The sequence below is a fragment of the Phenylobacterium sp. P4_E10 genome (genome assembly GCF_056401675.1).
In genome coordinates, this window is sequence record NZ_JBFUIW010000005.1 from 15,590 (window position 1) to 41,191 (window position 25,602).

At 68.4% G+C, this 25,602-nt stretch carries 22 protein-coding genes; 8 read left to right on the forward strand and 14 right to left on the reverse strand.

Features of this window, described 5'->3' with window-relative positions; genetic code table 11:
* Positions 1 to 36 precede the first annotated feature (36 nt).
* On the reverse strand, positions 37 to 2,271 hold the full coding sequence (locus AC1DQJ_RS07200) for an arylsulfatase (protein WP_477601698.1): 2,235 nt from the start codon (positions 2,269 to 2,271) through the stop codon (positions 37 to 39).
* Positions 2,272 to 2,416: 145 nt separating this feature from the next.
* Between AC1DQJ_RS07200 and AC1DQJ_RS07205 the strand changes: the two genes are divergently transcribed.
* Entirely contained in the window at positions 2,417 to 3,733 is a 1,317-nt protein-coding gene (locus AC1DQJ_RS07205; RefSeq protein ID WP_477601700.1) for an OmpP1/FadL family transporter, read from the forward strand.
* Between the two features lie 123 nt (positions 3,734 to 3,856).
* Here AC1DQJ_RS07205 and AC1DQJ_RS07210 read toward each other — a convergent pair whose 3' ends face one another.
* The 5 genes from AC1DQJ_RS07210 to AC1DQJ_RS07230 all read right to left on the reverse strand — a co-directional run bounded on the left by AC1DQJ_RS07210 (position 3,857) and on the right by AC1DQJ_RS07230 (position 7,713).
* Entirely contained in the window at positions 3,857 to 5,269 is a 1,413-nt protein-coding gene (locus AC1DQJ_RS07210) for a M20/M25/M40 family metallo-hydrolase (protein WP_477601702.1), read from the reverse strand.
* Positions 5,270 to 5,342: 73 nt separating this feature from the next.
* The gene (locus tag AC1DQJ_RS07215) at positions 5,343 to 5,774 is read right to left on the reverse strand and encodes a DUF1178 family protein (RefSeq protein WP_477601704.1); all 432 of its coding nucleotides are present in this window, start codon (positions 5,772 to 5,774) and stop codon (positions 5,343 to 5,345) included.
* A complete protein-coding gene (locus AC1DQJ_RS07220) occupies positions 5,771 to 6,604 on the reverse strand; it encodes a carbon-nitrogen hydrolase family protein (protein WP_477601706.1) in 834 nt (277 codons plus the stop codon). Before AC1DQJ_RS07220 ends, AC1DQJ_RS07215 begins: the two co-directional genes overlap by 4 nt.
* A 32-nt stretch (positions 6,605 to 6,636) precedes the next feature.
* Positions 6,637 to 6,894 carry a glutaredoxin 3 gene (gene grxC, locus AC1DQJ_RS07225; RefSeq protein ID WP_477601708.1) on the reverse strand — a complete coding sequence of 86 codons (258 nt, stop codon included), beginning with the start codon at positions 6,892 to 6,894 and terminating at the stop codon, positions 6,637 to 6,639.
* Positions 6,895 to 6,927: 33 nt separating this feature from the next.
* On the reverse strand, positions 6,928 to 7,713 hold the full coding sequence (locus AC1DQJ_RS07230; RefSeq protein ID WP_477601710.1) for a ComF family protein: 786 nt from the start codon (positions 7,711 to 7,713) through the stop codon (positions 6,928 to 6,930).
* On the opposite strand from AC1DQJ_RS07230, the gene AC1DQJ_RS07235 reads away from it, so the two are divergent.
* Together AC1DQJ_RS07235 and AC1DQJ_RS07240 are read left to right on the forward strand one after the other, a co-directional pair.
* On the forward strand, positions 7,712 to 8,623 hold the full coding sequence (locus AC1DQJ_RS07235; protein WP_477601712.1) for a methyltransferase domain-containing protein: 912 nt from the start codon (positions 7,712 to 7,714) through the stop codon (positions 8,621 to 8,623). The two genes, AC1DQJ_RS07230 and AC1DQJ_RS07235, sit on opposite strands and share 2 nt — an antisense overlap.
* 168 nt (positions 8,624 to 8,791) lie before the next feature.
* Positions 8,792 to 9,172 carry a DUF4168 domain-containing protein gene (locus tag AC1DQJ_RS07240; RefSeq protein ID WP_477601714.1) on the forward strand — a complete coding sequence of 127 codons (381 nt, stop codon included), beginning with the start codon at positions 8,792 to 8,794 and terminating at the stop codon, positions 9,170 to 9,172.
* A gap of 52 nt (positions 9,173 to 9,224) precedes the next feature.
* Here AC1DQJ_RS07240 and AC1DQJ_RS07245 read toward each other — a convergent pair whose 3' ends face one another.
* The 5 genes from AC1DQJ_RS07245 to mutT all read right to left on the reverse strand — a co-directional run bounded on the left by AC1DQJ_RS07245 (position 9,225) and on the right by mutT (position 13,986).
* Positions 9,225 to 10,097: a kinase gene (locus tag AC1DQJ_RS07245; RefSeq protein ID WP_477601716.1), complete on the reverse strand. Its 873-nt coding sequence runs from the start codon at positions 10,095 to 10,097 to the stop codon at positions 9,225 to 9,227.
* A complete protein-coding gene (locus tag AC1DQJ_RS07250; RefSeq protein WP_477601718.1) occupies positions 10,081 to 10,863 on the reverse strand; it encodes a LytR/AlgR family response regulator transcription factor in 783 nt (260 codons plus the stop codon). The genes AC1DQJ_RS07245 and AC1DQJ_RS07250 overlap by 17 nt, the downstream gene beginning before the upstream one ends.
* The gene (locus tag AC1DQJ_RS07255) at positions 10,860 to 11,945 is read right to left on the reverse strand and encodes a sensor histidine kinase (protein WP_477601720.1); all 1,086 of its coding nucleotides are present in this window, start codon (positions 11,943 to 11,945) and stop codon (positions 10,860 to 10,862) included. The genes AC1DQJ_RS07250 and AC1DQJ_RS07255 overlap by 4 nt, the downstream gene beginning before the upstream one ends.
* Before the next feature lie 373 nt (positions 11,946 to 12,318).
* Complete coding sequence (gene rsgA, locus AC1DQJ_RS07260) at positions 12,319 to 13,389, reverse strand: ribosome small subunit-dependent GTPase A (RefSeq protein ID WP_477601722.1); 1,071 nt, start codon at positions 13,387 to 13,389, stop codon at positions 12,319 to 12,321.
* 186 nt (positions 13,390 to 13,575) lie between these two features.
* Positions 13,576 to 13,986: an 8-oxo-dGTP diphosphatase MutT gene (gene mutT / locus AC1DQJ_RS07265; RefSeq protein ID WP_477601724.1), complete on the reverse strand. Its 411-nt coding sequence runs from the start codon at positions 13,984 to 13,986 to the stop codon at positions 13,576 to 13,578.
* 320 nt (positions 13,987 to 14,306) lie between these two features.
* On the opposite strand from mutT, the gene AC1DQJ_RS07270 reads away from it, so the two are divergent.
* Complete coding sequence (locus AC1DQJ_RS07270) at positions 14,307 to 15,797, forward strand: DEAD/DEAH box helicase (protein ID WP_477601726.1); 1,491 nt, start codon at positions 14,307 to 14,309, stop codon at positions 15,795 to 15,797.
* Positions 15,798 to 15,945: 148 nt separating this feature from the next.
* Here the strand turns inward: AC1DQJ_RS07270 and argJ are convergent, their stop codons facing one another.
* Positions 15,946 to 17,367: a bifunctional glutamate N-acetyltransferase/amino-acid acetyltransferase ArgJ gene (gene argJ, locus AC1DQJ_RS07275; RefSeq protein ID WP_477601728.1), complete on the reverse strand. Its 1,422-nt coding sequence runs from the start codon at positions 17,365 to 17,367 to the stop codon at positions 15,946 to 15,948.
* Positions 17,364 to 18,365, reverse strand: a complete 1,002-nt coding sequence (locus AC1DQJ_RS07280; RefSeq protein ID WP_477601730.1) for a peptidylprolyl isomerase — start codon at positions 18,363 to 18,365, stop codon at positions 17,364 to 17,366. Before AC1DQJ_RS07280 ends, argJ begins: the two co-directional genes overlap by 4 nt.
* A gap of 149 nt (positions 18,366 to 18,514) precedes the next feature.
* On the opposite strand from AC1DQJ_RS07280, the gene AC1DQJ_RS07285 reads away from it, so the two are divergent.
* The 4 genes from AC1DQJ_RS07285 (at position 18,515) to AC1DQJ_RS07300 (ending at position 25,137) form a co-directional block, all read left to right on the forward strand.
* Positions 18,515 to 19,687, forward strand: coding sequence for an acetyl-CoA C-acyltransferase (locus AC1DQJ_RS07285; RefSeq protein ID WP_477601732.1), 1,173 nt, complete (start codon positions 18,515 to 18,517; stop codon positions 19,685 to 19,687).
* 324 nt (positions 19,688 to 20,011) lie between these two features.
* On the forward strand, positions 20,012 to 22,774 hold the full coding sequence (secA, locus tag AC1DQJ_RS07290; RefSeq protein WP_477601734.1) for a preprotein translocase subunit SecA: 2,763 nt from the start codon (positions 20,012 to 20,014) through the stop codon (positions 22,772 to 22,774).
* 1 nt (position 22,775) lies between these two features.
* The gene (locus AC1DQJ_RS07295; RefSeq protein ID WP_477601736.1) at positions 22,776 to 23,579 is read left to right on the forward strand and encodes a class I SAM-dependent methyltransferase; all 804 of its coding nucleotides are present in this window, start codon (positions 22,776 to 22,778) and stop codon (positions 23,577 to 23,579) included.
* 70 nt (positions 23,580 to 23,649) lie between these two features.
* A complete protein-coding gene (locus AC1DQJ_RS07300) occupies positions 23,650 to 25,137 on the forward strand; it encodes a serine hydrolase domain-containing protein (protein ID WP_477601738.1) in 1,488 nt (495 codons plus the stop codon).
* A gap of 2 nt (positions 25,138 to 25,139) precedes the next feature.
* Here the strand turns inward: AC1DQJ_RS07300 and AC1DQJ_RS07305 are convergent, their stop codons facing one another.
* Entirely contained in the window at positions 25,140 to 25,601 is a 462-nt protein-coding gene (locus tag AC1DQJ_RS07305; protein ID WP_477601740.1) for an EF-hand domain-containing protein, read from the reverse strand.
* Position 25,602 lies beyond the last annotated feature (1 nt).

Here is a 25,602-nt window from a genome sequence, read left to right on the forward strand (position 1 = left end):
GCGCCCGCCGTTCGCAATCGGGTCTGCGCCGGATGGCTACTGCCGGGCCATCTCCGCATCGCCGACCGCATCGCCGTCGAGGTCCTGGTCTGCGTCCATGGTCACGGTCACGGTCTTCAGGCCGCCGGTGAACTTGAACGGCTCGGGATAGTCGCCGACCGGGCTGCCGCGGTCGCGGCCGATGTCCAGCCCCGACCAAGAGATCAGGGTCATGAAGCCCATGTGGGTGTGGAGCTCGCCCGCCGGCTTGCCATCCACCATCAGGGTGAAGGTGCGCCCGTCGCCCTGGAGGCAACGGACCCCGAGCCTGCGCCGGCCGGCCGGGATCGGCGCCTCAGAGCTGACCGTGGCGCGCAGCCCGCCGACATTGAGCGTGTGGTGCAGCCGCCCGCCCTGGACGAACAGGGTGTAGCCGCTGGTGGCGTCGCCGTGCGCGACCAGCACGCCCTCGTCGCCCTGCGCCAGATTGACGTCGGCCTCGATGAAGTAGGAGCGCGAGCGCACGTCGGGCGCGCAGTCGCCGGGCAGGTGGCCCATGCCCTTGTGGAACACGAACCGCTTGCGCCCGCCCTGATGGCGCAGGGCGTTCTCGGCGAAGCGCGGGCCGAAGCGGTCATCCAGCGGCAGCACGTTGCAGCGCTCGGCCTGGGCCCACCACTCCTCGACCAGCGCCTGCAGCCGGTCGGGCTCGCTCTGCGCCAGGTCCTCGGTTTCCGAGAAGTCCCGATCGAGGTGGTAGAGCTCCCAGACGTCGTTCTCGAACGGCGCGCCGGGCGGGTGGAAAGCGACGGCCTTCCAGCCGTCCTTCCAGAGGCCGCGGTGGCCGAACATCTCGAAGTACTGCGGCGCGGACTTGGAGGGCGCAGCCGGATCGGCCAGCGAGGCGGCGAAGCTGGTCCCCTCCATCGGCGACTGCGGAACACCGGCAATGATCTCCGGCGAGGTCAGGCCGATCAGCTGCAGCAAGGTCGGGGTCAGGTCGCAGGCGTGGGCGAACTGGCTGCGGGTCTCGCCGCGGGCGGACAGGCCGTTGGTCCAGCTGATCACCAGCGGATCGCGGATGCCGCCGCCATGGGTGTTCTGCTTGTAGCGGCGCAGCGGGGTGTTGGAGGCCATGGCCCAGCCGTGCGGGAAGTTCGAATGGCTGTCGGGCCCGCCGATCTCCTCGATCCGCGCCAGCTTCTCGGGCATCGGCTCGAACTTCAGATTGTAGGGACCCATGGCGTTGACGAAGCCGAGCGGGCCGCCCTCCTGGCTGGCGCCGTTGTCCGACAGCACCAGGATCAGGGTGTCGTCCTTCACCCCTGCTTCCTCAAGGAACGCGACCAGCCGCGCCAGGTGGCGGTCGGAATGGTCGAGCATGCCGGCGAAGGCGCTCTGCAGCCGGGTGAACACCCGTTGCTCGTCGGGGCTGTGATCTGCCCAGGCGCGGACGCCGTCGTTGCGCGGCGGCATGCGGGTGTCAGGCGGCACGACGCCCAGCGCCTTCTGGCGCTCAAGTCGACGCTCGCGCTCGAAGTCCCATCCGTCCTTGAACACCTCGTCATAGCTTCTGATGATGTCCATCGGCGCCTGGTGCGGCGCATGGCAGGCGCCCAGCGCCAGCCACAGCAGCCAGGGCTGCTCGGGCGCGTCGGCGATATGGTCGGCGACGAAGCGGATCGACTCATCGACCAGGTCTTCGGTCAGGTGATAGCCGTCGGTGTACTTGCCGGGGGCCTCAACCGGGGTGTTGTCGCGCACCAGCTCGGGCGCGAACTGGTCGGTCTCGGCGTCCATGAAGCCGTAGTAGCGGTTGAAGCCGCGCCCCAGCGGCCAGCCGTCATAGGGGCCGGACGCACCGGTCTGATTGATCGGCGTCGCGTGCCATTTGCCGACCATGTAGGTCCCATAGCCGTTGGCGCGCAGTATCTCGGCCAGGGTCCCGGCTTCCGGCGCGATCTTGCCGCGATAGCCCGGGAAGCCGGAGTCGAAGTTGGCCAGGCAGCCCATGCCGACCGAGTGGTGATTGCGCCCTGTCAGCAGCGCCGCGCGCGTCGTCGAGCACATCGCCGTGGTGTGGAAGCCGGTGTAGCGCAGGCCCCCTGACGCCAGCGCATCGATGGTCGGCGTGCGGATCGGCGAGCCATAGCAACCGAAGTCCGAGAACCCGACGTCGTCGAACAGCACCACCAGGATGTTCGGGGAGCCCTTTGGCGGCTTCACCGCTTCCGGCCAGAAGGGGATCGAGTCCGCCAGGGTCCGGCCGACCTTGCCGCGGGCTTCAGACATATGACATGCTCCATGCCAATTTCTGCCGTTGTCGCGCGTCCGTCGTAGGAAGGCAAGCCGAGGTTCTGCAACCAAGCCGCACGTCGCGGTGTTTGTGGGGCGACCGGCCCGAGCATGCGGCCCCCTTTCCCAAAAGGCCAATCCCATGACCCGTGTGACGATTCTGGCAGCCACCGCGGCGACCGCCGCGCTGATCGCGCCGCAGGCCCAGGCCGCCGGCTATTATCTGCAGGAACAGTCGGTGAAGGGCGCGGGCCGGGCCTATTCCGGCGAGGTCGCCGACAAGGGCGCCGCCTCGCTCTGGTGGAATCCCGCCTCCATCGTCGGCATCAAGGAAAAGGGCCAGGCCGAGAATAAGGGCGAGGCCTATCTGGGCATGCACGGGGTGTTCGTTGACGCCACGGTGACTGACACCGGCTCGACCATCACCTATCCCGGCGGACTGACCCTGCCGGTGCGCGGCGAGCAACGCGCCTTCAATCCGATCCAAAGCGGGGTGGCGCCCAACTTCGCCGTCTCCATGCCCCTAGGCGATCGCTTCGCGGTCGGCCTGTCGGTGGCAGCGCCGTTCAACTTCACCACCGAGTACCGGCGCAACGCCTGGGCGCGCTATGACGCGCTGACCTCGCGCCTGACCACCGCCGACGTCCAGGTGACCGGCGCCATGCAGGTGACCGACTGGCTCGACGTCGGGGTCGGGTTGAACGCCCAATACGCCGAGGCCAAGCTCTCCACCGCCTATCCGAACCTGTCGCCCTTGCTGGCCGACGGCGTCTCGCAGCTCAGCGGCGACGGCTGGGACTTCGGCTGGACGCTCGGCGCTCAGGCGCGGCTGGGATCATCCGTGACGGTCGGCGCCAGTTATCGCTCGTCCATGGAGCACGATCTGGACGGCCGCGTGCTGGTCGCAGGACTGGTCGGGCCGCTGGCCCCGGTCAATCGCGAGATCGATGGCTCGGCCGTCTTCTCGACGCCCTGGATCGCCACGCTCGGCGCACGCTGGCAAGCCACCGAGAAGCTGGCCCTCAACGCTCAAGTCCAGCGCATCGGCTGGAGCGAGTTCGAGTCCATCGACGTGACGTTCGCCGCCGGCGGCGGCGAGACACTGTTCCAGGGCTATGAGGACGTCACTTCCGGCGGCGTCGGCCTGGACTATGCGGTCAATGACGCCCTGACCCTGCGGGCCGGCGTGCAGTTCGACCCGACACCGACCCCGGACGCCGACCGCACCGCACGGGTGCCGGACGGTGACCGCTGGCTCTACGGCGTTGGGGGCACCGCCAACATTCCCTGGGGCATGAAGCTCGACGCCGCCCTGGCGTACATTGCCTTCGACGAGTCGGAGATCCACCACGACACGGTATTCTACGGCGGCACCGCCGCGGCCACGACCACCCGCCTGCGCGGCGAGGTCGAGGGCCAGGGCTACGTCATGTCGCTGGGCGTGCGGAAGACGTTCTGAGACCAACAATTGCTCCCCTCTGGGGGAGCGGTCAGCCGCGTGGCTGACTGAGGGGGTTCTACCCACGTCGGCAGGCCCCCTCCGTCGCGCTTCCACCTCCCCCAGCGGGGGAGGGACTGCGCCCTACTTCTGGTTCGCGTAGAGCTTCACCACTTCGTAGAGGAAGTCGCGGGCCTCATAGAGCGAGCGCACGCGCATCTTCTCGTTCAGGCCGTGGGCGCCGTTGCCGCTCAGCTCGCCGAACAAACCGCTCAGCCCGTAGGTCGGAACGCCGACCGCATTGAGGAAGCGGCCGTCGGTGGCGCCCGTGGCCATCACCGGAACCACCGGCACGCCCGGCCACAGCTTGGCCGCGACCTTCTCCACCGGGCCCATGATCGACTTCGACAGGGTCGGCGGCGGACTGACCGGGCTGGGCACGCCAACCGTGGTCACCTTGATGGCGTCGTCGGCCAACACCTTGACCAGGGCCTGGCGGACCTCTTCGACGCCCTCGCCCGGCAGGATACGGCAGTTCACGTTGGCGCGGGCGCGTTGCGGCAGGGCGTTGGGCGCGTGGCCAGCGTTGACCATGGTCGCCACGCAGGTTGTGCGCATCATCGAATTGCGCCCCGGATCGCGGGCCACGACCGACACCGCCTCGGCGTTGGACGGGTCCTTGGCCACAGCCGCCATGGCCGCGCCGCCCGGACCGCCCTCGATCACCGCCATGCGCTCGAAGTTGGCGCGCACAGCATCGTTCAGCTTCACCGGGAAGTCATAGCCGCCCAGGCGCTCGAGCCCGGCCGCCAGGTGGTAGATGGCGTTGTCGCGGATCGGGGCCGAGGAGTGACCGCCCTTGTTGGTCACTTCCAGGGTGTAGTCCTGATAGACCTTCTCTCCGGCCTGGATGCCCAGCGAGATGCGGTTGCCCTTCTCGTCCAGCCGCCCGCCAGAGCCCTCGTTGAGCACGAAGGCCGCGTCCATCAGCTCGCGGTGGTTGGCGATCAGGTACTGCACGCCGTTGAAGGTGTCGGGGGTCTCTTCGCCGCAGGTCAGCGCCATGCGGATCGTGCGCTGCGGCTTGAAGCCCTCCTGCTTGAAGCGGGCCAGGGTGTCGGTCCACACCGCCGCCTGGGCTTTGTCGTCGCTGGCGCCGCGGGCGTAGAAGAAGCCGTCCTCCTCGACCAGCTTGAACGGGTCGCGTTCCCAGTCGGCGCGATTGGCCTCGACCACGTCGATGTGGGCCAGCAGCAAGATTGGCTTGGCCTTCGGGTCCGAGCCCTGCAGCGTCGCCACCAGGGCGCCGTCCTTGGGCCGATCCTTCGGGACAATGACCTGCAGATCGGCGTCGGCGAACCCGGCAGCCTTCAGCCGGGCGCCCATGGCCTGGGCCGCGGCGGTGCAGCTGCCCGAAGACAGCGTCGTGTTGATCTCGATCAGCTCCTTGTAGAGGTCGCGGAACGCGAGCTGGTCGGGACGCGCAGTCTGGGCCGCTGCCGGAGTGGCCAGCGCAGCGGCGGCCGCCAACGCGGCGGCGGAAATCGTACGGATCATTAGACGCTCCCCATGAACTGGGGACGGACCCTATGGGCCGCCGCGCGGTGCGGCAACGCTTATGCGTCGAACGTCAGTTTACGTCCGACTTCTTCGGCGGCGCGGGCGGCAGCGGCGCGATGGGCACGCCGTCCTCGGTGAGTTTTTTGATCTCGGCGGAGCTGGCCTCGCCATAGATGCCGCGCTCCTCGGAACGTCCCTCGTGGATGTCGCGCGCTTCCTTGGCGAAGGCGTCGCCGACATAGTCGAAGTTCTCCTCGACGTGGGCGCGGACCTTGCCCATCGCCTCCATCACCATCGAACGCATCTGCGGCGTGAGGTCGGTGGCGGGGCTCTTCTTCGTGCCGGATACCGCAGGCGCCATGATCTGCTTGGCGACGGCGCGGCTGTCGCAAACCGGGCACGCGACCAGGCCGCGTTCGGACTGGTCGTCGAAGTCGCCGGACGACCCGAACCAACCCTCGAACTCGTGGCCGTGCTCGCAGGCAAGCGCGTAGCGGATCATAGGATGGATATAGGCGCCTCGAACGCCCGCGCATTGGGCAGGGCGGGAATCGACGCCCGCGCCTTGGCCACGGCGCCGAGATCGAGATCGGCGATCAGCACGCCGGGTTCGTCGTGGTCCAGCTTGCCGAGCATTTCGCCCCACGGGCCGATGGCCAGGGTGCGCCCCCAGGTGCCGCGGCCGTCCTCATGGAAGCCGCCCTGGGCCGGGGCCAACACGAACGAGCCAGTCTCGATCGCCCGGGCCCGCAACAGGGTCTCCCAGTGCGCCTCGCCGGTCGGCCGGGTGAAGGCGGCCGGGGTAACGATCACTTCGGCGCCGGCCAAGGCCAGGGCCCGGTAGAGCGCGGGGAAGCGGACGTCGTAGCAGATGGTCAGGCCAAGCTTCAGGTCGCGCTCGCGCACGGCCACCGCCCGCGCGCCCGGCTCGTAGGTCTCGCTCTCGCGCGCGGTCTCGCCGGTCGGCAGGTCGACGTCGAACATGTGCAGCTTGTCGTAGGTGGCGGTGATCTCGCCACTGGGCGCGATCAGGGCCGCGCGGTTGGCGGCCTTGCCGTCGGGCCGCTTCACCAGCGCCGAGCCGATCAGGATGGCGACGTTCAGTTCTGCGGCCAGGGCCTGAAGGCCCTGCACTACCAGGTCGTCTTCCAGCAGGGTCAGCTGCGGCAGCAGCGCCGCCTTGTCCCGCTGCAGGATGTTGGTCCCTTCCGGCGTGGCGATGAAACTCGCGCCCTTCCCCGCCGCCTCGCGCACCAGCGGCGCGACATGGGCCAACGCCGCAGCCTGGGTGGCGGGAGTTCTGGTCTGGATCAATCCGACGCGCAGGGTCATGGCTATCCCGATAGGTCAGCCAGGGCTGGTACTCAAGCGGCGAGCAGCGCGTCCAGCTTGCCGTCGTATTCCAGCGCCATCATGTCGTCGCAGCCGCCGATGTGCTGCTCGCCGATGAAGATCTGCGGGAAGGTCGCACGGCCGTTGGCGCGCTGGATCATTTCCTGGCGCTTTTCGGGATCGTGGGACGCCTCGATCTCGGTGAACTCGACGCCCTTCTTCTCCAGCAGCGAGACCGCGCGGATGCAGTAGGGGCAGTACGGCTTCGTGTAGATGGTGATGTCGGCCATGGCTCGTCTAATGCGTGTGGGACGGGTTCGGTTCTATATGGCGCGACTTGAGGCTTCTTTAACCCTGGCGACGACTGCGACATCGACGCGCACGGCGCCGGCCGCCAGCAAGGCCCGGGCGCAGCCTTCCAAAGTGGCGCCGGTGGTCATTACGTCATCGATCAGCAGCACCGACTTGCCCGCCACTTGCGTGCGGCGCGCGGGCGGCACGGCGAAGGCGGCGGCCACGTTGCGCCGGCGGCCGGTAGCGGACTTGCCGCCCTGGGTGCCGGTCGCGCGCACTCGCACCAGGGCGTCGGGCAGATAGGGCCTGGCGGCGAGCCGGCTAAGCGGCCGGGCGATCTCGGCGGCCTGGTTGTATCGGCGGCCCAGCAGACGCGAGCGGTGCAACGGAACCGGCACGATCGCGTCGGACTGCGCCAGAAGCTCGTTCGCGGAGCGGCTGATCCAGCGCGCCAGCAACGGCGCCAGATCTGTGCGGTCGGCGTGCTTGAGCTGCAGGATCGGTCCGCGCGAGGTCTCGTCATAGAGGCAGGCCGCCCGCGCCCGCGAGAACGCCCGCGGCCGGGCCATGCAGTCGGCGCAGCGAACGCCCGCGCCCAGATCATATTCGAACGGCAGGCCGCAGCCGTCGCACAGGGGTCCGTCGATGAACGGGATGCTGCTCCAGGCCTGGGCGCTCAGGCCGGCGCTCAGCACCGCAGCGTCGCCGTCGAGCGATTGGGGTGGGAAAAGCAGGTCCAGCGCGCTACGAACCGCGGCCTTCGCTCGCGGCCCGGGTTTCCACCAGGCGTCCGCATCGCCATCTAGATAGCCCATGTCCGCCCCGCCCCGCATCTTCGACCGCGACCTGCTCCGCGCCCGCCTGGACCGCGCAGCGCCCGGCTACGCCGCCGCCGACTTCCTGAAGGCCCGCGCCGCGGAGGACGCGGTCGTGCGCCTCGAGGCGATCATGCGCGAGTTCCCGCGCGCCGTCGATCTTGGCGCGCGCAACGGCCACTTCGCCAAGGCGCTGGCGCAAAGCGACGCCGCCGCCCGGGTCGGCTTCCTGGTCGAGGCCGACCTCTCGGCGCGCATGCTGCAGGACCGCGAGGGCCTGCGCGTCGTCGCCGACGAAGAGCGCCTGCCCTTCGCTCCTGGCGGCCTCGATCTGATCGTCTCGACCCTGTCCCTGCACTGGGCCAACGACGTGGTCGGCGCCCTGATCCAGATCCGCCGGGCGCTGAAGCCGGATGGCCTGTTCATCGGCTCGCTGCTGGGCGGCGCCACCCTGACCGAGCTGCGCCAGTCGCTGCTGGCCGCCGAGGCCGAGTTGACCGGGGGCGCCGGGCCGCGTGTCTCCCCCTTCGCCGACCCCTATGACGCCGCGGCCCTGCTGCAGCGCTCGGGCTTCGCCCTGCCGGTCGCCGACGTCGACCGGGTGACCGTCCGCTACGCCCACCCCCTGAAGCTGCTGGCCGACCTGCGTGCCATGGGCGAGACCAGCGTCCTGGCCGAGCGCCATCCTAAACGCCTGACCCGCGCGGTGCTGACGCGAGCCTTCGAGATCTATGCCGAGCGCTTCGCCGAACCGGACGGCCGCTTCCCAGCGACCTTCGAGATCCTCACCCTCACCGGCTGGGCGCCCGACCCCAGCCAGCAGAAGCCGCTCAAGCCCGGCTCGGCCAAGATGCGCCTGGCCGACGCGCTTGGCGTGGTCGAGAACCCGCTGCCGCGGGACGAGGATTAGGGCCTGCTGCGCATTCAGGCGTTACAAACTGTCGCCAGAACTGCGCGAACTGGGGGCGCCCAAGCCGGCTTGACGCGGGCAACGGCCAAGCCGGGTCGTATTTTGGCCGCGACCGGGCTCTAAGGTCGCTCTCGGCTCGATCTGCAACTGCCATAGGAACCTCCCTGAATGCGTATCGCTATCCTGGCCGCCGGCCTGCTCGGCGCCACCGTCTTCGCTGCGTCCGCCCAAGCCCAGACCGCCCCCGCCGCCGCTCCGGCCGCTGTAGCCTCGGCCGCCGGAGCCTTCTCCGACGCCGACCTCATGGCGTTCGGCACGGCGATGACCGAGATCCAGAAGATCAGCGGCGAGTACACGCCGAAGATGGCTGGGGCCGACGGCCCGACCAAGGCCGAGGTCCAGAAGGAAATGATCGGCAAGATGGGCGCGGCCGTGCAGGCCAGCGGCCTGTCGCCGCAAAAGTACAACGACATGTCGGCCGCGGTTCAGAAGGACGCCGCCCTGCGCACGCGCCTGACCCAAGTGCTGAACGCCGAGCCGGCCGTCTAAGGCGGACCTCAGCAGAGATCTGGGCCGCTCCGGTTCGCCGGGGCGGCCTTTTTCATGCGCCGGGCATGGACCGCCGCGCCGCGTCCAGGCCGATCACGATGTCGGCCCGCCGCGGCATCTCCTGAAGGATCCAGCGGGTCAGCCGCTCGTAGTGGGCAATGAAGCCTCGCACCTGCTCGTCGCTCATGACGCGCGAGGCGTCGCCGCCGTCGCGGGCGAGCCGCTCGCGCAGCTTGCGCTCCTGCTCGATGCGCCAGTCGGCCACCACCTCGAACCCGGGCGCCTGCAGCAGCACCAGTAGGTCAAGCTCGCCGAACAGGGCCTTGTAGGGCCCGGCCAGCGCGGCGTTCACATAGGCGCGCCAGACGCCGTCGCAGTCGCGGTCGCGCTCCAGCGCATTGACCGGCTCGGCCAGGGCCTCGACAGGCTGGGCCCGCGCGCCGACGCACCAGCCCTCGAACAGCACCACATCGGCCGGCCCTTCGAAACTCCCGCCGGCCGTGCGATCGTCGCTGGCCTTGTCGAAGCCCGGCAGTTCCACCACTCCGGGCCTGCGCAAGTCGCGCAGCAGCGTCAGGCCCAGCCCGACGTCGTGCGTTCCGGGAACGCCGCGGGTGGCCAGCAGCGGATGCACCGTTTCCCCCAGGCGCTGACGTTGCGCCCGGGTCAGATAGATGTCGTCCAGCGAGAACGCCGCTACCCGCAGGGCCCTGGCCTCAAGCAGCCGTCGCAACACCGCCGTCAGGGTCGACTTGCCGCTGGCCTGCGATCCGCAGATGCCGACAACGACGCCGCCGCCCCGGGTGCGTGAGGCGATGCGGTCGGCCAAAGGGGCGGCGACCTCGGCCACGAACTGAGCATAGGCGGTCGGCAGCCGCTCGGCGGCGAGGAAGCCGGCGAGCCAGGGCTCAATCGCCTTCGTCATAGATCTTCATGCCGAACTCGCGACTGACGGCGTGGGTGTAGGTGTTGCCGACCGGAACCTCGGCCCCGTCGGTCAGCTCCAGCACCAGCGAACCGCGGCCGCGGCGCTGCGCCCGCACCACCGCGTCGCGCCGCACGAAGGCCGAGCGACTGACGCGCACCATCAGCACCGGATCTAGTCGCCGCGACAGCGCTTCCATCGTGGTGCGGTACATGTGCGAGCGGCTGAGCGTATGCAGCAGCACATAGTCGCGCGCCGCCTCGATCCACTCCACGTCGGTCAGCTCAACCCGCACCAGGCCGCGCGGCCGGCGCACCCAGACGGTGCCGCTGTAAGGTTCGGCTTCCGGCGGCTCGGCCGGCTCTCCCGGCTCGAAGGTCGCCTCCGGGCGAGGACCGGCGTCGCGCCGGCGACGGGTGCGATCCAGGGCCAATCTCAACCGGCCCGGCTCGACGGGCTTGAGCAGATAGTCCACCGCATCGACATCGAACGCTTCCACCGCGAACTGGTGAAAGGCGGTGACGAACACAACGTCGGTCTCCGGCGCCCCCTTCAGGGCCTTGGCCAGGGACATGCCGTCCCGGTGCGGCATCTGGATGTCCAGCAGCGCCAGGTCGGGAGGATCGGCCTCGATCTTCTGTGCGGCCTCGACGCCGTCCAGCGCCTTGCCGACGACCTCCACGTCGGGGATGTCGGCGATCAGCGCCTCCAGCCGTTCCAACGCCAGCGGCTCGTCATCGACCAGCAGTACGCGCAAGGGGGTCATGCAGCCTCCAGGTCCAGACGCAGCGGCAAGCGGATCCTGGCGCGGAAACCCTCGTCCCGGGCCTGCGTCTCCAGCTCCGCCGCCGTTCCGTAGAGCGTGGCCAGCCGGGCGCGGATGTTACGCAGGCCCACGCCGGTCCCGGTGTTCGCGGCCGCCGAGCCGCTCCGGCCGGTGTCCTCCACCCAGAGGATCAGATCGCCGCCGCGGGCGCTGACCGAGACCTTGATCGTCGCGCCCAGGCGCGAGGGCGCGACCGCGTACTTCACCGCGTTCTCCACCAGGGGCTGGAGGATGAAGCTCGGCACCTTGGCCTCCAGCAGCGTCGGCGGGCAGTCGATCTTGACGTGGAGCCGCTCGCCAAAGCGCACGATCTCGATCTCCAGATAGGCCTCGATGGTGGCCAGTTCGTCGGCCAGCGGGATCAGTTCCTTGGGGTCGGTGTCGAAGGTGGTCCGCAGGAAACTGGCCAACTTGCCGGTCATTACCTCGGCCTCGGCGTTGCGGTTGTTGATCACCAGCCCGGAGATGGCGTTCAGGGTGTTGAACAGGAAGTGGGGATTGAGCTGGAAGCGCAGCGCCTCGAGCTTGGCCTCCTGCGCCGCCTCGCGCGCCTCGGCCAGTTGGCGGCTGCGCGTGCGCTCCTCCTCCAACGTCTTCAGCAGTTGCAGGGCCACGGCATAAAGGCCGAACAGCCAGACATAGATCTGAGCGTTCAGGACAAGGCCGGCGAGGTCTTGGTACACGAACTCCCGGTCCATCTGCCCCCTGGCCAGGCGGAACGACAGGTGGTCGATCAGCGCCTGGGTCAGCGCCAGCACCAGCACCGCCAGCCCCAGCACCGGCCAGCGCAGCAGAGGCCGCTGCCCCTCGGTCAGGCGAGAGACCATGTAGAGCAGGCCTGAACTGACCATGCCCGCGCCGAGCGCCATGGCCAGGAACGAGGCCGTCCAAGGCGGCGGCTCGCCGTGGCCCCAGACGGCGAGCACCGTGACGAACTGCACGAAGCAGAACGCCCACACCACCAGGGTCAGGGTCAGGGCCTGGCGGGATCTCCAGGGAAGCGCGCGGATGGCCGTCAGCATTGCAATGATCGATAGCGTTCCTGTCCGCTTCACCATAGGCGCCACGCGGCGCTCGACGACCAATCAGGACTAATGCGCGACGGAATCTCCTTCCGCTTGCGCCCGGATCCGAATGGCCCGGCAGCGAAACCGTCTCAAGGTCGCATGCGAATACGGTAGCCTCATCTTCTCGGACTGAGAACTGGGCCGGGGACGCACCGTCACTAGGGGTGCGACATTTTGACAGACCGGCGTTATCGAGACTGGCGCCAACCACAGACTCGGGCGCAACTTGAACCGTCCGGTGGCGCGAAGCGCGCTGGAGGGTGTCGAAGCGACCTCGACACCAAAGACAGGCCCGCGGTGATCCGAGCTCACCGCGGGCCTTTTCCGTTCAGTCCTCGCGATGGCGCTCCTGCATATAGCGGCGCACCGCCTTGTTGCGCTGGATCCAGACCTTGCGCATCTCGATCCGGGCCTGCGGGTCCTCCCGCCTCTGCAGGTGGGCCAGCTCGCGCTGCAGCTTGCCGTAGCTTCGCCAGCGCTCGGGAGTCAGCTCGCCGCTCTCCAGCGCCGCCCGCACCGCGCAGCCGGGTTCGGACTGGTGGGCGCAGTCGCGGAAGCGGCACTCCTCGGCCAGCCCCTCAATGTCGGCGAAGGTCGCCGACAGGCCCTCCTCGGCCTTCCAGAGACCCAGTTCGCGCATGCCCGGCGTATCGAGCACCAGCGCGCCGCTCGGCAGAGCGATCAGCTCGCGATGGGTGGTGGTGTGGCGGCCGCGGGCGTCGTCTTCGCGGATCGCCCCGGTGTCCATCAGCTCCTGCCCGGCCAGGGCGTTGACCAGGGTCGACTTGCCCACGCCGGACGATCCCAGCAGCACGGCGGTGGTTCCAGGGGCCAGGTGCGCGGCCAGGGCCTCGATCCCCTCGCCGCTCACCGCCGAGACCGCATGCACCGGCACGCCAAAGGCGATGGCCTCGACCTCGGCGACCAGTTCCTTGACCTCGTCGCACATGTCGGCCTTGGTCAGCACGACGATGGGCTGAGCTCCGCTCTCGTAGGCGGTGGCCAGATAGCGTTCCAGCCGCCGCAGGCTGAGGTCGCGGTTCAGCGAGCCGACCAGCAGGGCGAAGTCGACATTGGCCGCCACCACCTGCGATCCGCCGCCGGGTCCGGAGGCGCGGCGGATGAACACGCTCGAGCGCGGCATCAGATGATGGATCGTCGCCGCCCCCTCCTGCGGGCGGACGGCGGCGGCGACCCAGTCGCCGGTGACCGGAACCTCGTCCTCCAGCGCCTCATGGCGGAAGCGTCCGGAGAGTTCGGCGGAGAGATCCCCGGCGTCGGTGGCGATGCGGTAGAGACCGCGATGTTGGACGATCACGCGGCCGGGCGTCAGGCCCTCGGCGGCGTGGTCATGGAACTGCTGCTGGAGCGCGGGGCTCCAGCCATAGGTGTCGAGCAAGGCTGGACATCCTTCGATCGGAAGGCCTGGTCAGGCGTCCGCCGAGAACGTTCCTTGGGTTGTCAGGAGACCAGATCGGCGGGCGCGGCGAAGGGTTTGGCGATGAGCACAGTCATGTCGCATCCCTCCTTTCCGGGTCGCGTGATCGATGGATGGAGGCTAGGCCCGCTCCGCGTCAGCGTCAACTCAGACCAGGTCGCGCAGCCAGGCCACCAGCGGCGCGTCGGCCGGCGGCATCTCGTAGTCGCCGAGCTTCGCCGGCTTCACCCAGGCCAGGCCGGAGTGCTCCTTCTGCGTGACGAAGCCGTCCCATCGCCGCACCAAATACAGCGGCATCAGCAGATGGAAGTCCTCGTAGGTGTGGCTGGCGAACACGAACGGCGCCAGGCAAGCGTGCGACACCTGGATGCCAAGCTCTTCGTCCAACTCGCGGATCAGGCACTGCTCGGGCGTTTCGCCGGCCTCGACCTTGCCGCCGGGAAACTCCCACAGCCCGGCCAGTTGCTTGCCCGGCGGGCGCTGACAGATCAGCACCCGGCCGTCGGAATCGATCAGGGCCGCGGCGGCGACGAGGACCATGCGCTTGGAGTCGGACATGCCGTTTCCTCGCGGGCGGAAAGCGCGAGGTCAAGGCGTCGCTCTCCTCCCCCGCTGCGCAGGGGCGGAGCAAATCCTTGCGAAACTTGACTTTCGGCGTTTCGCCCGTCATATCCCTGCTGCGCCGCAACATTTGTGGCGCTATCGGCGCTCCAGCCGCGTGATGGTTCCGCATCGTCGGACCCAGCTGTCGAGCGCCCTGAAGAGATCGCATAGATCGCCCCGCCACGCGGGGGCTTTCCACAAATGACCCGCGTCTTCGCGACCCTCGTCACATGCGAGCGGCCGCATTCGGCGCATCTGTGAAAGACACATACGTTTTGACCAAATTCCTCGACCTCGGCCTCGACAAGATGCTGCTCAAGGCCCTCAACGACGAGGGCTACGAGAAGCCGACCCCGATCCAGGCCCAGGCCATCCCCGGCGTCATGGCCGGTAAGGACTTGCTCGGCATCGCCCAGACCGGCACCGGCAAGACCGCCGCCTTCGCCCTGCCCATCATCCACCGGCTGGCCGCCGACAAGAAGCCCGCGCCGCGCCGCGGCTGCCGCGTGCTGGTGCTCTCGCCGACCCGCGAGCTGGCCACCCAGATCGCCGAAAGCTTCAAGACCTACGGCAAGCATATGAACCTGTCGGTCGCCGTGATCTTCGGCGGCGTGAAGTACGGCGGCCAGATGCGCGCCATGGCGCCGGGCGTCGACGTCCTGGTCGCCACGCCGGGCCGTCTGATCGACCACCTGCAGGAAAAGACCATCACGCTCCAGGGCGTGGAGATCTTCGTCCTCGACGAAGCCGACCAGATGCTCGACATGGGCTTCATTCTGCCGATCCGTCAGATCGTGAAGCACCTGCCGCGCCTGCGTCAGAACCTCTTCTTCTCGGCCACCATGCCGGGCGAGATCGAGAAGCTGGCCAGCGAGCTGCTGCGCCCCAACCCGACCAAGGTCTCGGTGACCCCGCAGGCCACCACGGTCGAGCGCATCAAGCAGCAGGTGATCTTCGTCGAGACCGCCCGCAAGCGCGCCCTGCTCTGCGAGATGTTCGCCGAGCGCGACTTCAAGCGCGTGATCGTCTTCACCCGCACCAAGCGCGGCGCCGACCGCGTGGCCAAGTCCCTTGAAGCTGCCGGCGTCGAAGCCGCCGCGATCCACGGCGACAAGAGCCAGGGCCAGCGCGAACGCGCTCTGGCGGCGTTCAAGGCCGGCGAAGTCCGCGCCCTGGTCGCCACCGACATCGCCGCCCGCGGCATCGACATCGACGCGGTCAGCCATGTCATCCAGTACGAGCTGCCGAACGTGCCGGAAGCCTATGTCCACCGGATCGGCCGCACCGCCCGGGCCGGCGCCGACGGCTCGGCCGTGGCGTTCTGCGCCGACGACGAACGCAACCTGCTGAAGGACATTCAGAAGGTCACCCGCCAGACCATTCCGGCCTTCGATCGCCGCAACGACCGTGGTCTGCATGTCATGACCCAGGCGATGCCGGAAGTGGCCGCCGAACGCGCCGAAGCCGGTCGCAAGAACGCCGAACGCGGTGGTGGCGGCGGTGGCGGGCGCAAGCCCCAGGGCCGCAGCGAGCTGCCTCCGGGCCTGCGCAAGCAACGTAACCGTCCGGCCAAGGCCGGAGGCGGCGGCGGTCAGCGTCAGGGCCAGGCTAGCGGCGACCGTCACCCGCACGGCGCGCGCGTCCAAGGCGAACGCGCCTCGACCAAGGCGATCGACCAGTCGCAGTTCAAAGGCCCCAAGCGCGACAAGGCCCAAGCCGGCCAAGGCGGCCAAGGCGCCGCCAAGCGCTGGACCCCGCTGGACTAAGATACGCTGAGTAGTTGCTCCCCTTCTGGGGGAGCTGTCAGCCGAACGGCTGACTGAGGGGGACTTTGACTCTTAGAGCGGTCCCCCTCCGTCTCGGCGTTATGCGCCGATCCACCTCCCCCATGAGGGGAGGAGCAGTCTTCCAAACCTACGACCGATAATCCCCGTTGATCGCGACGTACTGCTTGGTCAGGTCGCAGGTCCAGACGCTGGCCGTCCCGCGGCCGACGCCGACGTCCACCGAGACCTCAAGCTCCTGGTTCTTCATGTAAGCGCTCATCTTGGCCTCGTCGTAGGTCGGCGAGATCAGGCCGTCCTGAGCGGCGATCAGCGGCCCGAACATCACCTTCACGCGGTCGCGGTCGATCGGCTCGTCGGCGCGCCCCACGGCCATCACGATCCGGCCCCAGTTGGCGTCCTCGCCGGCGAAGGCGGTCTTGACCAGCGGGCTCTCGGCGATGGTCCGGGCGATCTTGCGAGCGCTCGCCTGGCTTTCGGCCCCGGTCACGTTGATCTTCACGAACTTGCTGGCGCCTTCGCCATCGCGGACCAGCTGCAGCGCCAGGTCCATCAGCACCGCTTCCAGCTTCTCGCGGAAGTCGGCCAGCCGGCGGTCGCCGGCGCGGCTGATGTTCGGCGCGCCCGACTGCCCGGTCGCGAACAGCAGCAGGGTGTCGTTGGTCGAGCGGTCGCCGTCCACCGTCACGCTGTTGAAGGTCGAGCGGGTGTAGAGGCTGGCCAGGGTCTGCAGCGCGGTCGGCGAGATCGCCGCGTCGGTGACCACGAAGGCCAGCATGGTCGCCATGTCCGGCGCGATCATCCCCGAACCCTTGCAGATCCCGGCGATGCGAACCTTCTCGCCGTCGATCGTCGCCTCGGCGTAGGCGCCTTTCGGGAAGGTGTCGGTGGTCGTGATCGCCCGGGCCGCGCCGGCCCAGCCGTCGTCGACCAGCTTAGCTTCCACGTCGGGCAGCCGATGGGTGATCTTGGCGTCGTCCAGCAGCACGCCGATCACCCCGGTCGAGGCGACCATCACGTCCCGCTGGCGGCAGTCGAAGCGCTTGGCCACGGCCGAGGCCACCCGGCGCACCGCATCGGCGCCCGGCTTGCCGGTGAAGGAGTTGGCGCAGCCGGCGTTGACCACCAGGGCGCGCACGTCGGCGCCCTTGGTCATTTCCAGATGCTTCTTGCACCAGTCCACCGGCGCCGAGCCGATGCCGTGGCGGGTGAACACGCCCGCGCCGGAGGTGCCGCGCACGAAGCGCATGACCATCAGATCTTCGCGATCCTGCTTGTAGAAGCCGGCCCGGCCGGTCGCCAGTTGCACCCCGGCGATCGGCGGGATGTTCGGGAACGGCACGGCCAGCGGCGAGACCGGCAGCGCGCCCTTGGCCGGCTTGGCCGGCTCCGGCGCCGGCTCGGGCTTCTTGGTGGTCGCGCGCTTGATGGCGGTGGCCAGCGGATCCAGCGCGCCGGCCAGCGCCTCGACCGGTTTGGCGGCGGCTTCCAGCGCCTTGCCGGCGGTGGACTTCTTCGGCGCGGCGGCCGGCTTGACGGGATTCTTGCTCATGGCGTCACGGTCTTGGCTTGGGCGGCGGACGCGGCCGGAGCGGCCTTCGTCGTCGGGGCGGGAACAGCGAGCGCGGCAGGCGCGGCCTTGGGCGCGTCGGCCGGCTCCTTGGGTTGACCGGGGACGTCCTGCGGCTGGCCGATCAAGGTCTGGACCTTGGCGCGGCTTCGCAGCTTCTCCAGCAGGTCGCGGACCTGGTCATAGGTCAGGAAGCGGACGATCTGCGGGCGGGCGGCGTCGAAGGTGATCGGCTGCTCCAGCCGCCGGTCCTCGACCTTCAGGATCGCCCAGCCGCCTTCGACGGCGAACGGCCCGACGATGTCGCCGACCTTGGCGGTCTTCAGGTTGGCGGCGTAGACGTCAGGCATGACGTCGGTAGTGAAGTAGCCGAGGTCGCCGCCGTTGAACCGGGTCGCCGCGTCGGTCGAGCGCTCCATCGCCAGGGCCTCGAACGAGGCGCCGGTAGCGACCAGTTTCTGCACCGCCTGGGCTTCGGCCTCGTTGGCCAGCACGATCTGGCGGGCGCGGATCTCCTCCGACTGCTTGGCCAGCTTCAGCTGCTCCTGATAGAGCCCGCGGACGGCGTTGTCGGTGACGGCGTCCGAGACCACGCTCTCGACCAGCATGTCGCCGAGGATGCGCTCGCGCGCCGCGGCCAGCCGCTTCTGGGCGACCGGGTCCTTGTCCAATTTGCGCTTGATCGCCTCGGCGGCCAGCAGCTTCTGGTCCACCACCTCGTCCAACACCCGGCGGAACAGGTCCGAGGAGACGTCCAGCGGCTCGCCCTCGCCGATCAGGCCCTGGGCCACCGCCTCGCGCTTGACGTCCGACGCCCAGACGGTCTTGCCGTCGACCTTCGCCACCGCGGTGTCGCCCGGGGCCGGCGCGCCTTCCGTGCCGCCACGATCCCCGCACGCGACCAGCATGACGCAGGCTGTCAGCATGACGGCCGTCAGCGCCAAGGCGTTGGGAACGCGGCGGAAGGTGGAGTTCGTCATTCGGGACGTACCTCGTGTGCGAAAAGAACTCGCGGGCGGTTGCCCGTCCCTAGCCAACTCGGCGCGGGGATGCAAAGGTCGCGCCCGCTCAAATACCGTACGGATCGGATAACTGCCGTGGCGGTCTCATTTTTTGGAGGAATCATTTCATGACGCGTGAAGCCGTAATCGTTTCCTATGCCCGGACGGGCTTGGCCAAGTCGCAACGTGGCGGCTTCAACATGACCCCCACCGTGACGATGGCCGCCCACGCGATCAAGCACGCCGTGGACCGCGCCGGGATCGACAAGGCCAGCGTCGAAGACGTGATCCTCGGCAACGTCGCGCACGGCTCCGGCAATCTCGGCCGCCAGGCTTCGCTGCTCGCCGGCCTGCCGATCACCACCTCGGGCCAGACCGTCAACCGCTTCTGCTCCTCGGGTCTGCAGACCATCGCCACGGCCGCCAACTACATCCGCAACGACGGCGCTGAAGTCGCCATCGGCGCGGGCGTCGAGTCCCTGTCCTTCCCGGGCGGCGCTGGCCCGCGCGAGAACAACGACCCGGCCCTCTACGCTCAGTACCCGGCGATCTTCATGCCGATGATCGACACCGCCGACATCGTCGCCGAGCGCTACAAGGTCAGCCGCGAGTCCCAGGACGAGTACAGCCTGGAGAGCCAGCGCCGCATGGCCGCTGCCCAGCAGGCCGGCAAGTTCAAGGACGAAATCGTCCCGCTGGCGACCAAGATGAAGGTCGTCAACAAGGAAACCAAGGAAGAGAGCATCGTCGACTACCTGGTCGATCGCGACGAATGCAATCGTCCGGAAACCACCCTGGAAGGCCTGCAAAAGCTCCAGCCGGTCCGCGGTGAAGGCAAGTTCATCACCGCCGGCAACGCCTCGCAGCTGTCGGACGGCGCCGCCGCCGTGGTGCTGATGGAAGCCAAGGCCGCCGCCAAGGCCGGCGTCGAGCCGCTCGGCGCCTTCCGCGGCTGGGCCGTCGCCGGCTGCGCCCCCGACGAAATGGGCATCGGCCCGGTCTTCGCCGTTCCGCGCCTGCTGGAGCGTCACGGCCTGAAGATCGACGACATCGACATCTGGGAACTGAACGAAGCCTTCGCCTCGCAGTGCGTCTACTCGCGCGACCAGCTCGGCATCGACCCGGAAAAGTACAACGTGAACGGCGGCTCGATCGCCATCGGCCACCCCTACGGCATGACCGGCGCTCGTCTGACCGGCCACATCCTGCAGGAAGGCAAGCGCCGCGGCGCCAAGTGGGGCGTCGTCACCATGTGCATCGGCGGCGGCATGGGCGCTGCAGGTCTCATTGAAATTTATTAATTTCAATGAGATCGACCGTCAGCGCCCATCACTTTGAATGTGACCGAAATCGCTCACGCGATTTCGGCGGGCGCGGCCGGCCTGATCGAGATCTACTGATCGCGTGATCAGCCCTTGAACTACGAGGCCCTCCCCACCTGGGAGGGCCTTTTCTTTTGGCAGGCGAAACACCGACGTCTCACACACCCGTCAACCTCGCCGCGTTGACACTGGCATGGCCGCTGCTTAAGTCTCCCGCGCCCTGAAAAGAGCGGAATTTCCGGGCAGGCGAGCAGGCTGTAGGCGCCTCCGCTGGGCCCTCCCGCATATCCGGAACGATTTCCCTTGAGCATCTTCCAACGCTTCTTCGGCTCTTCCAACGACCGCAAGGTCAAAGGCATGAACGCACGGGTCGCCAAGATCAACGCGTTCGAGCCCAAGATGCAGGCGCTTTCCGACGCCGAACTGCGCGGCAAGACCCAGGAATTCAAGGACCGCCTGGCCAAGGGCGAGACCCTGGACCAAATCCTCGAGGAAGCCTTCGCCGTGGTGCGCGAGGCGTCCCGCCGGGTGCTCGGCCAGCGTCACTTCGACGTCCAGATGGTCGGCGGCATGGTGCTGCACAACGGCGGCATCGCCGAAATGCGCACCGGTGAAGGCAAGACCCTGGTCGCCACCTCGCCGGTCTATCTCAACGCGCTCGCCGGCAAGGGCGTGCACGTCATCACGGTCAACGACTATCTGGCCCAGTTGCACGGCGACTGGATGGCCCAGGTCTACGCCTTCCTCGGCCTCAGCACCGGCGTCATCGTCCACGGCCTCAGCCAGGGCCAGCGCCAGGACGCCTACCAGGCCGACATCACCTACGGCACGAACAACGAGTTCGGCTTCGACTACCTGCGCGACAACCTGGTCTACGACGCCAGCGAGATGGTCCAACGCGGCCACCACTTCGTGATCGTCGACGAGGTCGACTCAATCCTGATCGACGAAGCCCGCACCCCGCTGATCATTTCCGGCCCGACCGAGGACCGCAGCGAGCTCTACAAGACCATCGATCTGGTCGTGAAGGAGCTGATCCAGGATCCGACCACCTTCGACCACGACGAGAAGCAGCGGCAGGTGATCCTGACCGAGGAGGGCTCGGAGAAGGTCGAGGAGATGCTCGCCGCCGGCGGTCATCTGGAAGCCGACACCGCGGGCCTGTACGATGCCGCCAACGTCTCGATCGTCCACCACGTGAACCAGGCGCTGCGCGCCAACGTCCTCTACACCCGCGAGAAGGACTACATCGTCCGCGACGGCGAGGTGATCCTGATCGACGAGTTCACCGGCCGCATGATGCAAGGCCGCCGCCTATCGGAAGGTCTGCACCAGGCCATCGAGGCCAAGGAAGGCGCCCGCATCCAGCCCGAGAACCAGACCCTGGCCTCGGTGACGATCCAGAACTACTTCCGCCTCTACTCCAAGCTCTCGGGCATGACCGGCACCGCCGCGACCGAGGCCCAGGAGTTCGGCGACATCTACAAGATGGATGTGGCCGAGATCCCGACCAACCGCCCGGTCGCCCGGATCGACGACGACGACGAGGTCTACCGCACCTCCCGCGAGAAGAACGGCGCGATCATCCAGCAGATCGAGGAGTGCTACGTCCGTGGCCAGCCGATCCTGGTCGGCACCGTCTCGATCGAGAAGTCCGAACAGCTGTCCGAGCTGCTGAAGGCCCACAAGTTCGAGCACGACGGCAAGAAGCAGAACGGCATTCCGCACAACGTGCTGAACGCCCGCTACCACGAGCAGGAAGCCATGATCGTGGCCGACGCCGGCGTGCCCGGCGCGGTGACCATCGCCACCAACATGGCCGGCCGCGGCACCGACATCCAGCTGGGCGGCAACATCGACATTCGCGTGCTGAAGTGGCGCGAAGAGCAGCGCGGCCTGGGCATCGAGGTCACGCCCGAGTCCGCCGCCGAAGAGCGTGCGCGCATCGAGGCGGACACCAAGGCGCTGAAGGAAACGGCCCTGGCCGCCGGCGGCCTCTACGTGCTCGGCACTGAGCGCCACGAAAGCCGCCGGATCGACAACCAGCTGCGCGGCCGGACCGGCCGTCAGGGCGACCCCGGCCACTCGAAATTCTTCCTGTCCTGCGAAGACGACCTGCTTCGGATCTTCGCCGGCGAACGCCTGGACGCGATCATGCGCACCTTCGGCGTCCAGGAAGGCGAGGCGATCACCCACAAGTGGCTGAACGCCGCCATCGAGAAGGCCCAGAAGCGCGTCGAGCAGCGCAACTACGAGATCCGCAAGAACCTGCTCAAGTACGACGACGTCGTGAACGACCAGCGCAAGGCCGTGTTCGAGCAGCGCGCGGAGTTCATGACCGCCGCCGACCTCTCGGAAATCATCGCCGAGATGCGTCAGGACACCATCGAGGACCTGGTCGAGCGCCACCTGCCGCCCAAGGTCTATGCCGAGCAGTGGGACATCGCCGGCCTGAACGAGCGCGTCCAGGAACTGCTGGGCCTCGACTTGCCGCTGGCCGCCTGGGCCGCGGAAGAAGGCATCGCCAACGAAGAGATCCAGGAGCGTCTGCAGAAGGCCGCCGACGCCCGCGCCGCCGAGCGCGAGCAGATGATCAGCCCCGATCAGATGCGGACCATCGAGAAGAGCTTCCTGCTGCAGATGATCGATCTGCAGTGGCGCGAGCACCTGATGCACCTCGACCACCTGCGCAACGTCATCGGCCTGCGCGGCTACGGCCAGCGCGATCCGCTGAACGAATACAAGACGGAGGCCTTCTCGCTATTCGAGAAGCTGCTGGTCGATCTGCGCCAGAACGTCACCCGCTGGCTGATGACGGTGGAGTTCCAGTTCGCCGAGCCGGAACCGGTCGCCCCGCTCGCCGGCCTGACCGAAGTGCACATGGACCCGCTGACCGGCGAGAACGTCGCGCAGATGGGCTTCCTGCCGGACGGCCTCTCGGCCGAGCAGCGCGAAGCCCTGCCGATCACCTCGCTGCCGGACGGCTGGGAGCACACCGGCCGCAACCAGGCCTGCCCCTGCGGCTCCGGCAAGAAGTTCAAGCACTGCCACGGGGCGCTGATCTAGCGTGGCCGAGAGCCCGGTCGTCCTCAGCGTCGACGGCTTCTGTCCGGTCTGCGAGCAGAAGACGAGCTTCGTGGCCAGGGATCCCTGGCTGCGCGACCACTTCCTCTGCCTGGCCTGCAACTCGCAGCCGCGCGAGCGGGCGCTATTCTCGGTGCTGACCCAGCTGCGCCCAAACTGGCGCGATCTGGCCATCCATGAGAGCTCGCCCGGCACCGCGGCCAGCAACCGCCTGGCCGACCAGGCGCGCGGCTATCGGGCCAGCCAGTACGACCCGTCGATCCCCTGGGGCTCCGTCCACAAGACCCGCGGCTGGCGCAGCGAAGACCTCGAACGCCAGACCTTCGCCGACGCCAGCTTCGACCTGGTTGTCACCCAGGACGTCATGGAACACGTGTTCGCGCCGGACCTGGCCATGCGCGAGATCGCCCGTACCCTGAAGCCGGGCGGCCTGCACATCTGCACGGTGCCGATCATCAACAAGGACGCTCCGTCCGTCCGCCGCGCTGGACGCCGCGCCGACGGCTCGGTCGAGCACTTCCTGGAACCGGTCTATCACGGCAACCCGATGAGCGCGGACGGCGCCCTGGTCACCGTCGACTGGGGCTACGACATCGCCGCGGTCTGGGACGCCGCCAGCGGCCTCTCGACCACCATCTTCACCATCGACGACATCGGCCGCGGCATCCGCGCCGAGTACATCGAGGTCCTCGTATCGCGCAAAGCACCGCTCCCCGACCTCTCAGGCGACATTCCGCCGACGGGAGAGGTCAGGAAGGCCGGCTGGATGGGCAAGTTGTTCGGCTGACCGCCCATCGCCATTGACGAACTACTGGTCAAGCCACCCACTCTACCCAAGGCGTAGGCTGGAGGCGGCGATGCGAGTGTTTCTAACGGCGATGATGGCTGCCCTGCTCGGCGCAGGAATGGCCCAGGCCGCCGATCCGGCCGCTGCCTATGGAAAGCTCGACCCGATCTTCGCGCGGCTGGCGGCCGAAAAGCATGCGCCGGGCGTGGTCTACGGCGTCGTCGCCGACGGCAAGCTGGCCTATGTCGGCGCCATCGGAGTGCAGGACACCGCATCAAATCGGCCGGTCACCGCCGACAGCGTCTTCCGCATCGCCTCGATGTCCAAGAACTTCACCGCCCTGGCGGTGCTGAAGCTGCGCGACGAGGGCAGGCTGTCGCTCGACGCGCCGGCCGAGAGCCTGATCCCGGAACTGAAGGCCCTCGCCTACCCGACCAGCGACAGCCGCAGGATCCGGGTCCGTGACCTGCTCAACCACACTGGCGGCTTCGTCACCGACGATCCCTGGGGCGATCGCCAACTCGACATGAGCGAAGCGGACTTCTCGAAGCTGCTGACCGGCGGCCTGCCCTTCTCCCGCTCGCCGGGCATGGCGATGGAATATTCCAACACCGGCTACGCCCTCCTCGGCCGGATCGTCACCAACGTCTCCGGGAAGTCGTACGACGCCTACATCCAGGACAGCATCCTGCGGCCGCTGGGCATGACCGCCTCGGCCTATGACGCGCGCGCGATCCCGGCCGAGCACCGCGCTCTCGGCTACAGCCACATCGGCGAGGCCTGGGTCGAGGCCCCGGCGCTGGGGCCCGGCGTATTCGGGGCCATGGGCGGGCTGGCGGTCAGCGCCAACGACTATGCGAAGTATGTCGCCTGGGTGCTCGACGCCTGGCCGCCGCGCGACGGCGCCGACGGTCCGATCCTGAAGCGCAGCACCCGCCGCGAAATCGTCGAGGGCTCGAACTTCCCGGCCGTGGTCAGCCGCGCCGACAAGACCGATCCCGCCGGCTGCGACCGCGCCCGCGTCTACGGCATGGCGATGATTTCCTATGCCGACTGCGTGCTCGGCCCCTACTTCACCCATTCGGGCGGGCTGCCGGGCTATGGCTCCAACGTGCTGTTCATGCCTGAGCGCGGCCTTGCGGTGTTCGCCTTCGCCAACGTCACCTACGCCCCGGCCTCCGACTTCGTGCGCGAGGCGGCGATCGAACTGGTGAAGTCCGGCGCCTTCCCGCCGCGTGCGCCGCCGGCCAGCCCCGATCTGCAGGGCGCGATGAAGGCCATCGGCCAGATCTACGCCAAGGGCGACGTGATGGCCGCCAAGGACGCCCTGGCGATGAACGTCCTGCTCGACGCCGACGCGGCCCGCCGCAACGCCGCCCTAGCCAAGCTGAAGACCGAGCTCGGCGCCTGCGAGGCTCCCGCCGTCGTCACCTCCGACACCGCCATGTCGGCGACGGCGGTGTTCGACTGCCAGCGCGGCCGGATGAGCGCCTATGTGCTGCTGGCGCCCACCCGACCGGCCACGATTCAGAGCTTCGGCCTGGCCGCGATCAAATAGGGCTACTCGGCCTTCTTCTCACCGGGCGTGATCACCCCGTCGCCGTCGCCGTCCTGTTCGGCGAAGGCTCGCTGACCCGAAGCGTCGTATTCGGCCGGCGCGACCTTGCCGTCCTTGTTGGTGTCGAGCACGCCGAAGCGCACATGCGCCTGGCGGATCTGGCGCCCCCGCTGCTCTTCCTTACGCTCGGCGGTCTCGTCCGAGGCCTTGAGCTGGGCTTCCAGCCGAGCCTGGTACTCGCCGACGTATTCGGCTTCGGTAAGGCCGCCGTCCTTGTCGGCGTCGGTGGCGGCGAAGCGCTGGTCCCGCACGGTCTTGAACTCGGCCGGCGTCACCTTGCCGTCCTTGTCGAGGTCGTAGTCGACGATGAAGGCCGAGTGCTCGTGCGGCGCGGCGTGGGCGCTGGCCGCGCCCAGCGCCAGCAGCGCTGCGGTCATGGCGAGGGGAAGACGAAAGCTGCTCATG

Coding starts and splice junctions, on each gene's coding strand:
- AC1DQJ_RS07200 (WP_477601698.1), bottom strand. CDS start 2,271: ATGTCTGAAGCCCGCGGCAAGGTCGGCCGGACCCTGGCGGACTCGATC.
- AC1DQJ_RS07205 (WP_477601700.1), top strand. CDS start 2,417: ATGACCCGTGTGACGATTCTGGCAGCCACCGCGGCGACCGCCGCGCTG.
- AC1DQJ_RS07210 (WP_477601702.1), bottom strand. CDS start 5,269: ATGATCCGTACGATTTCCGCCGCCGCGTTGGCGGCCGCCGCTGCGCTG.
- AC1DQJ_RS07215 (WP_477601704.1), bottom strand. CDS start 5,774: ATGATCCGCTACGCGCTTGCCTGCGAGCACGGCCACGAGTTCGAGGGT.
- AC1DQJ_RS07220 (WP_477601706.1), bottom strand. CDS start 6,604: ATGACCCTGCGCGTCGGATTGATCCAGACCAGAACTCCCGCCACCCAG.
- grxC (WP_477601708.1), bottom strand. CDS start 6,894: ATGGCCGACATCACCATCTACACGAAGCCGTACTGCCCCTACTGCATC.
- AC1DQJ_RS07235 (WP_477601712.1), top strand. CDS start 7,712: ATGTCCGCCCCGCCCCGCATCTTCGACCGCGACCTGCTCCGCGCCCGC.
- AC1DQJ_RS07230 (WP_477601710.1), bottom strand. CDS start 7,713: ATGGGCTATCTAGATGGCGATGCGGACGCCTGGTGGAAACCCGGGCCG.
- AC1DQJ_RS07240 (WP_477601714.1), top strand. CDS start 8,792: ATGCGTATCGCTATCCTGGCCGCCGGCCTGCTCGGCGCCACCGTCTTC.
- AC1DQJ_RS07245 (WP_477601716.1), bottom strand. CDS start 10,097: ATGACGAAGGCGATTGAGCCCTGGCTCGCCGGCTTCCTCGCCGCCGAG.
- AC1DQJ_RS07250 (WP_477601718.1), bottom strand. CDS start 10,863: ATGACCCCCTTGCGCGTACTGCTGGTCGATGACGAGCCGCTGGCGTTG.
- AC1DQJ_RS07255 (WP_477601720.1), bottom strand. CDS start 11,945: ATGCTGACGGCCATCCGCGCGCTTCCCTGGAGATCCCGCCAGGCCCTG.
- mutT (WP_477601724.1), bottom strand. CDS start 13,986: ATGTCCGACTCCAAGCGCATGGTCCTCGTCGCCGCCGCGGCCCTGATC.
- argJ (WP_477601728.1), bottom strand. CDS start 17,367: ATGAGCAAGAATCCCGTCAAGCCGGCCGCCGCGCCGAAGAAGTCCACC.
- AC1DQJ_RS07280 (WP_477601730.1), bottom strand. CDS start 18,365: ATGACGAACTCCACCTTCCGCCGCGTTCCCAACGCCTTGGCGCTGACG.
- AC1DQJ_RS07285 (WP_477601732.1), top strand. CDS start 18,515: ATGACGCGTGAAGCCGTAATCGTTTCCTATGCCCGGACGGGCTTGGCC.
- AC1DQJ_RS07300 (WP_477601738.1), top strand. CDS start 23,650: ATGCGAGTGTTTCTAACGGCGATGATGGCTGCCCTGCTCGGCGCAGGA.
- AC1DQJ_RS07305 (WP_477601740.1), bottom strand. CDS start 25,601: ATGAGCAGCTTTCGTCTTCCCCTCGCCATGACCGCAGCGCTGCTGGCG.